The organism is Lentzea sp. NPDC059081 (genome assembly GCF_042738015.1).
Lineage (GTDB): Bacteria > Actinomycetota > Actinomycetes > Mycobacteriales > Pseudonocardiaceae > Lentzea.
In genome coordinates this window covers 40,857-47,903 of the sequence record NZ_JBHYGW010000044.1, presented here as the reverse complement: position 1 = coordinate 47,903, position 7,047 = coordinate 40,857, and the positions used below count along the sequence as shown (strand labels likewise).

The 7,047-nt window shown below is 66.3% G+C and carries 5 protein-coding genes and 2 tRNA genes; 6 read left to right on the top strand and 1 reads right to left on the bottom strand.

Annotation, left to right across the window (positions count from 1 at the left end):
* Positions 1–21 precede the first annotated feature (21 nt).
* The 6 genes from ACFWV3_RS43255 to ACFWV3_RS43230 all read left to right on the top strand — a co-directional run bounded on the left by ACFWV3_RS43255 (position 22) and on the right by ACFWV3_RS43230 (position 6,333).
* Positions 22–94 (top strand) — tRNA-Gly (locus ACFWV3_RS43255).
* Between the two features lies 1 nt (position 95).
* Positions 96–167: transfer RNA gene (locus ACFWV3_RS43250), tRNA-Val, on the top strand.
* A gap of 151 nt (positions 168–318) precedes the next feature.
* Positions 319–927 carry a TIR domain-containing protein gene (locus tag ACFWV3_RS43245; protein WP_382419793.1) on the top strand — a complete coding sequence of 203 codons (609 nt, stop codon included), beginning with the start codon at positions 319–321 and terminating at the stop codon, positions 925–927.
* A complete protein-coding gene (locus tag ACFWV3_RS43240; RefSeq protein WP_382419792.1) occupies positions 912–2,558 on the top strand; it encodes a KGGVGR-motif variant AAA ATPase in 1,647 nt (548 codons plus the stop codon). The genes ACFWV3_RS43245 and ACFWV3_RS43240 overlap by 16 nt, the downstream gene beginning before the upstream one ends.
* Positions 2,559–2,569: 11 nt before the next feature.
* On the top strand, positions 2,570–3,178 hold the full coding sequence (locus ACFWV3_RS43235) for a hypothetical protein (RefSeq protein ID WP_382419791.1): 609 nt from the start codon (positions 2,570–2,572) through the stop codon (positions 3,176–3,178).
* Positions 3,175–6,333 carry an ATP-binding protein gene (locus tag ACFWV3_RS43230; protein WP_382419790.1) on the top strand — a complete coding sequence of 1,053 codons (3,159 nt, stop codon included), beginning with the start codon at positions 3,175–3,177 and terminating at the stop codon, positions 6,331–6,333. Before ACFWV3_RS43235 ends, ACFWV3_RS43230 begins: the two co-directional genes overlap by 4 nt.
* A gap of 50 nt (positions 6,334–6,383) precedes the next feature.
* Here the strand turns inward: ACFWV3_RS43230 and ACFWV3_RS43225 are convergent, their stop codons facing one another.
* Entirely contained in the window at positions 6,384–7,019 is a 636-nt protein-coding gene (locus ACFWV3_RS43225) for a hypothetical protein (protein ID WP_382419789.1), read from the bottom strand.
* Positions 7,020–7,047 lie beyond the last annotated feature (28 nt).

Genomic DNA, 7,047 nt, shown 5'->3' with positions numbered 1-7,047 from the left:
ATCACGAAGTCAGTGATGTACGCGGATGTAGCGCAGTTGGTAGCGCATCACCTTGCCAAGGTGAGGGTCGCGAGTTCGAGTCTCGTCATCCGCTCGGACGATTAGCTCAGCGGGAGAGCACTACCTTGACACGGTAGGGGTCACAGGTTCAATCCCTGTATCGTCCACTCCACCGAGAAGCCCTCGATCGAACATGATCGGGGGCTTCTCGCTGTTCGCGGGGTCGCCCAGTTTTTGTCCAGTTAATGGTCGGAACGGCGTAAAGTGCCCACTTTTTTGTCTTTTATGGCGGCTTGACCGCCTCTACTGTTGTTTCCCGTGTCCGGCTACGACTTCGATTTCTTCATCAGCTACAGCCGTCAGGGCAGTGTCCAGAAATGGTTGTTGAACCACTTCTACAACAAGCTCAAGGACTGCCTCGCCGACGAATGCGCGCCCGCGCCGAGGGTCTACATGGACCGCCACATGCCCAGGGCCGTGGAGTGGTCCCACAACCTCCAGACCTCGCTGCGGCACAGCAAGATCATGATCCAGGTCATGACGCCGCACTACTTCACGTCCGGTTGGTGCATGGCGGAGCTGTACAGCATGCGGGCGCGGGAGGAGATGCTCGGCTTCGCGAGCGCCAGGATCCCTCAGGGGCTGATCTACCCCATCCTCTACTCCGATTCGGAGAACTTCCCGGAAGAGGAAAGGATGCGCAAATACCACGACTTCAAGGAATTCGCGCATCCTGATCCGGTCTACCAGCAGACCGTGCACTACTTCCAGTTCCACAAAGAAGTGAAGCAGTTGGCACGAGATCTGGTCGAGCTGGCGCACCAGGTGCCTGACTGGCAGCCAGACTGGCCGATCGTCGAACTCCCCGAGCCGATCGTGACTCCACGTCCGTCCTTGCCGAGGTTCAAGCCATGTCCGGAACCGTGATCACGTTCTACTCCTACAAAGGCGGAGTCGGGCGCAGCTTCACCCTGGCGAACACGGCGGTGCTGCTCGCCCGCTGGGGTTACCGGGTGCTCGCCGTCGATTGGGACCTGGAGGCACCCGGCCTCCACCTCTACTTCCGGCCGCATCTTTCGCAGATGCCGGACGGCGGTGTTGTAGATCTCGCCCACGACTTCATCCGAAAAGTTGAGATGCCCAGGTCGCACACGGTTTCCGTGGACGTCGACGGTGGAGTTCTCGACCTGATGGCGGCGGGCAAGGTCGTCGGCAACAAGCTGGACGCCGACTACGCGTACCGGATGCAGGAGATCGACTGGGCCGACCTGTACGAACAGGGGTTCGCCGAGTACCTCGAGGACCGCCGCGAGGAGTGGATCGCCAAGTACGACTTCGTGCTGATCGACAGTCGCACCGGGGTCTCGGACATCGCCGGCATCTGTGCCGCGCAGCTGCCGGACCGGTTGGTGGTCGTGTTCACCGCCAACGAGCAGAACCTGAACGAGGTGGTGGACATCGCCCGTCTCGCGGACCTGGCCAGGGACCGCCTTCCTTACGACCGACCACGTCACCAGGTGATGCCGGTGCTGTCGCGGCTCGACAACCGCCAGGAATATCAGCGGGCCGAGGAGTGGCATCAGAAGTGCACTGGTGTCGTCGCCCCGTTGTTCAGCAACTGGCTGGTCAAGGGCGTCACCCCGGAACAGATGATGCGACATCTGACGGTGCCGTACATCTCCTTCTGGAGCTTCGGCGAGCTGCTGCCGGTGATGACCGAGCGGCCTCCGTCGCCGGACCAGATCTCGTTCGCGCTGGAGACAGTCGCCGCGGTGATCGCGCACCAATTCGACCGGACCGATCTGCTGGCCGACAACCGCGATGCCTACGTGGCGGTGGCCCGCTCGCGGAGGCGCAACTTCGACTGGGACCTGCTCGTGTCCAGTCCGCGAACGCTGTGGCGCACGAGCACGGAGCTGATCACCGAGCTTCACCTGCTCGGCGTGACCGCGAACAGGTCCGTGTCGGGCGACCCGGAGTTCCTCGAACGGACCGGTGATCCCGCAGAGCACCTGTGCCTCGTGGTCGACGGCGAGCTGAGCCGGTGGCAGCTGACGGAGGCCGAACGGTTCGTGCGGCGGACGCTCGGGCCCGACGGTGCGCAGCGCCAGATGTTCTGCCTGCTGACCCGAGGAACGGACCGGGAGAGGTTGCCCGGTTTCCTGCGCAGCCTGAGGCATCTGGAGTTCGACCCGGCTGCACGACCCGTGGGAGTGGCGCGGGAGCTGCACGACCTCGTCAAGGCGACGCCCGCTCCGGAGACCGAGCCCGATCTCGAAGCGCTGCGCAGTGCTCAGGCGGCGTTGCGGGAGTTGCCAGGACATCTGCCGTACGCGGGGAGGTTCGCCCTTCTCGAGGAAACGGTGCGAGGTATGGCCGGGGCGCTGGACGACGGGGACATGGACTCGCTGCGCGATCGGTCCGCCGATCTGCTGCTGATCGGCAAGTCCCACCGCAATGGAACCGGTCCGGCGGTGCCGGCGCCTTTGCGTGACGAGCTGGGCGCTCTCCTCACCCGAGTCGATCGACGAATCAGCACGTTCACACACAGAGACTGAAAGGCGGCGTGATGCCGGAGACGTACAGCCCTCAGGCACGGGCGGCATTGATGCAGCTGATGCTGGAAGACCGCGCGATCTCGCACAAGGAGTTGGGCGAGCGGTTCAAGATCAAGATTCCGCCGCAGGTCCGTGGACCGCTGAACGACGACGAGTTGATGTCGACCTCGAAGGAGGGCGGCAAGCTGGTGCACGAGATCACCGACAGGGGCATCGCGTGGTGCTTGAACGATCTCGTCGGCGGAGACGCGCCCACCCAGTCAGGCCCACTGGCCAGGGCTCACACCGAGATGCTCCGACGAATCGTCGGGTTTCTCCATAGGCGCGGACTGTTCGCCGAAGCGCTCCGTTCAGGGGACCTCGAGTCGTTGATCCGCTCTGCTTACAGCGATCTGGCCACCGCGCCGGAGGACTGGATCCGGCTGGCTCGCATCCGTACCCGGTTGAACGGCGCCGACAAGAGCGAGGTGGACGACGCGCTGCTCGAGATGATGAAGACCGGGACGGTCCACCTGGCTCCGGACTCGAACACGAAGATGCTCACCTCCGAAGACCGTGCGGCGGCTGTCCGGATCGGTGGTGAGGACCTGCACCTCATCGCGATCGAGGAACGTTCGTGACCGCGCGGTTGAGGGAGGCGTTGGCCGCACTGCGGTTCAACTCCGCCGAGACGCCGGACGACGTCTGGCAGACCTCGCCCTCGCACGTCGACGGACTGCACCCGAGAGCGGAACACCGCATCAGCGCTGGAATCGCGGATGCCAAGTCGAGCACCGGTCCGAGCCCCATCGGGCTCGCACTGCAGGGGCGCAAGGGCGTGGGGAAGACCCACCTGCTCGGCTCCGTGCGCCGCATGGTGCAGAGGGAAGGAGGCTACTTCTTCCTGATCGAGCTCACGTCGGGCCAGATGTTCTGGGACGACGTCGCTGACGCGATGCGCAGTGAGCTGCTCAGGCCCAGCGACGTCGGCGACCTCCAGATCACCGTGCTGCTGAAACAACTGTGTGAGCGTGCGGGTGCCTCGGAGGAGACCACTCGTGCGATCGTCGGTGAGGCCCCGCTGATCCCCGACGATCTTCGCGCGTTGCTCAACGGCCTTCGCCAGGTGGACGGCCGGGTCGCGGTCGAATGCGGTGACACGATCAAAGCTCTGGTGCTCTACGCCTCCGAGTACGCGGACATCGGCCGTGCCTACCTCGAAGGACTCGACGACGCACAGGACGAGCGACGGCACTGGAGTCTGCCGGGCAAACCGAAGCGCCCGCAGACCCTCGTGCGGGACATCTCGCGCATCCTGGCGCTCACAGGTCCCAGCGTCGTGGCGGTCGACCAACTGGACACGTTGGTCAACAAGAGCCAAGACCACTTCGACGAGGACACGTCGAACAGCGAGTTGGCACAGGAGATCGCGCTCATCTCGGACGGGTTGATGCAGCTCCGCGAAACGACACGGCGAACGCTGACGATCGTGGCCTGCCTGCCGAACACCTGGGTGAAGCTCGGGTCCATCGCGAGTGACACCGTGGGAGACCGTTTCTCCACGACCCCGATCCTCGCCGCGATCATGGACCCGGAAATCGCCCGTGCGCTCGTGGAGAAGTGGCTCGGGGTCATCTACCAGCGCAAAGCCATCACCCCACCGCATCCGACGTGGCCCGTTGCTCGCGAGGCGTTCGCGACCTGGCAGCCGATGACTCCACGCGAGCTGCTCAAACGCATCCACGCACACGCGGAAAGCTGCTTTCACGGTGAGATAAAGGAACTGCGTTCGTTCGACGAACAGCCTCCCCCAGCGGAGGTGGTGGCGAGAGCTCCAGTCGCACCTGCTGGGCAAGCGCCAGACGACCTGGCCGAGCTCGACGCCGAGTTCGCGAGGCTGCGTGCTGAGGCGAGCCTGGCGGCTGCGGACGTCAAACCGCACAACGAGGACGAGGTCATGCCGGAGCTGCTGCTCGCCGGCCTGAGGTCCTGGGTCACCGAGATCGGCAACGACGACCTCACCTGGCACCCGGAAGCCCAATCGGACGACAACAGTCTGCACGCAGGGCTGCGGCACACCGTGGACGAGGAGAAGGACGTCGAGGAGCGGTGGGTGTTCCGGCTCATCGCGAGCAGCCACGGCAACCGCGTGCTGCGCCGGTTGCGGGACGCCCGTGCCGCGGCGGAGAACGTGCGGGGCCGCCACCTGATCCTGATTCGCAACGGCTCCAAGGGATGGACCGGCGCGAAGACCCGCGGTGAGCTCGCGGAGTTCGAGCGCGCCGGTGGCAGGAGCATCAACGTCTCCGATGACGACCTGCGAACTTTCGGCGCGTTGAAGGAGATGTGGTCAGCGCAGAGCTACCAGCTGTTCGCGTGGCTCGCCGCGCGCAAACCCGCCAGCGACACCACCTTCCTGCGGCAGATCCTGCCTGATCCGGCGCGGGCAGCGGCCAGGAGCGGGCACCAGGAGACGCGACCGCCGCCGCGGCCGAAGTCCTCACCGCCACGTCAGCAGCCGGAGCCGGAGACTCAGCCGGTGCCGGAATCTCAGCCTCGGGTCGCCGGGGACCCGGCCAAGCCCAGGGAGATCGTGCTCGGGATGGACGGCGAGATCCGGATCGCGCTCGAGTCGTTGCGCAAGCACGCGATCGTGTTCGCCGGGTCCGGTAGTGGCAAGACGGTGTTGTTGCGCCGGATCGTCGAAGAGTGTGCGTTGCAAGGGGTTTCGGCGATCGTGCTGGATCCCAACAACGACCTGGCGCGCCTTGGCGATGCCTGGCCCGAGCCGCCGGGGGAGTGGCGGGACGGGGACGCGGAGAAGGCTGCTGCCTACCTGGCCGGCACCGAGGTCGTGGTGTGGACGCCTGGGCGGGCCAGTGGGCGGCCGTTGGTGTTCCACCCCTTGCCGGATTTCGCTGAGGTTCGGGGGGATGAGGACGAGTTCGTCGCGGCCATCGAGGCTGCGGTGGCTCGGTTGGTGCCCCATGCCCGGATTGCCAACGAGACCAAGTTCGCTGTGCGTGGGCGGGCTGTGCTCAAGGAGGCGTTGAAGCACTACGCGCGCAACGATCGGCGGGATCTCCACGGGTTCGTGGACCTGTTGGCGGAGCTGCCGGACGGGGTCAGCGGGCTGAGCTCGGCGACGGCGACCGCTGCTGATCTCGCGGAGACGTTGCGGGCGGCCATGGTCAACGATCCTTTGCTTGGTGGCCAGGGGGAACCGACTGATCCCGGGGTGTTGTTGCGGCCGTCCGCTGGCAAGAAGGCGCGGATCTCGGTGATCAGTTTTGTCGGGTTGCCGTCGGACGAGCAGCGGCAGGGGTTCATCAGCCAGCTGCAGCTCGAGGTGTTCGCCTGGATCAAGCGGAACCCGGCGGCGGATCGGCCGCTCGGTGGGTTGATGGTGATGGACGAGGCGCAGACGATCGCGCCTTCCGGTGGGGTCACGGCCTCCACGCAGACGACGATCCTGCTGGCGTCGCAGGCGCGGAAGTACGGGCTCGGGTTGTTGCTCGCCACGCAGGCGCCGAAGGGTGTGCACAACCAGATCACCGGCAACGCCACCACGCAGTTCTTCGGGCGGTTGAACAGTCCCGCGCAGATCGCGGCGGCCACGGAGATGGCTCGGGCCAAGGGGAGCTCGGTCGCGGACATCTCCCGGCTGGAGCGCGGGCAGTTCTACGTCACCGGGGACACCTTCGGGTTCCGGCGGATGCGGGCGCCGCTGTGCCTGAGCCACCACCCGCCCAGTCCGTTGCGGCTGGAGGAAGTGGTCGAGCGGGCCAGGAAGTGAGCGAAGGGCGGTGTCCCCGGGAGGGGGCACCGCCCTTTCGCGTCGAGCCGTCACGCGGACAGCATGTCCTCGATCCGTTGCCACAGCGTGGAGAACTGGTCGGTGGTGCCGCCGAGGACGACGAAGTTCACCGTGTCGTCGTCGCGCGTCTCGACCGCGTAGACGGTGTTGTCCTCGCGCTCGACCCGCACGGCGACCGTGGTGCCGTCCAGGTGCAGGCTGCCGGAGAGCCGCTTGGCGAGCGTGGGGGACGCGGCCGCGAACTGCTCGGCGAGGGCGCGCAGCGGGTTGTTCTGCTGCGCGGGTTCGGGCTCGGGTTCCGCGGCCGGCTCCGGCTGCTTGAGCGCGGCGACCAGGTCGGCGACGAGCACCCGCTCGTGGCCCGCGGTCTCGGCGGCCTCGACGCGGGCCACCAGGGTGTCGACGAGGTTCCCGTCGGCGTGCAGGTGCGGTGACGACGACGGGTCGTCGCCGGTCAGCACCGGCAGGACGTGCTCGTCGTCGGTCCGCACCTCGTCCGCGGTCGACACGAACGGCACGAGGAAGCGCACCTCGGCCTGGGGCAGGTCGTTGCCCTCCAACACGGTCAGGCCCCGCTGGCGGCACGCCTCCACCACCTCGTCGGCCACGGCGCGCTGCTCCTCTGCGAACGAGACGGCGATGTCGTAGCTCGCGGATTCGGTCACTTCAACCTCCCTGATGACTCCCCGGCCG

What these genes read in the sequence shown, in the direction of transcription:
- ACFWV3_RS43235 (WP_382419791.1), top strand. Translation starts at nt 2,570, where the DNA reads ATGCCGGAGACGTACAGCCCTCAGGCACGGGCGGCATTGATGCAGCTG.
- ACFWV3_RS43240 (WP_382419792.1), top strand. Translation starts at nt 912, where the DNA reads ATGTCCGGAACCGTGATCACGTTCTACTCCTACAAAGGCGGAGTCGGG.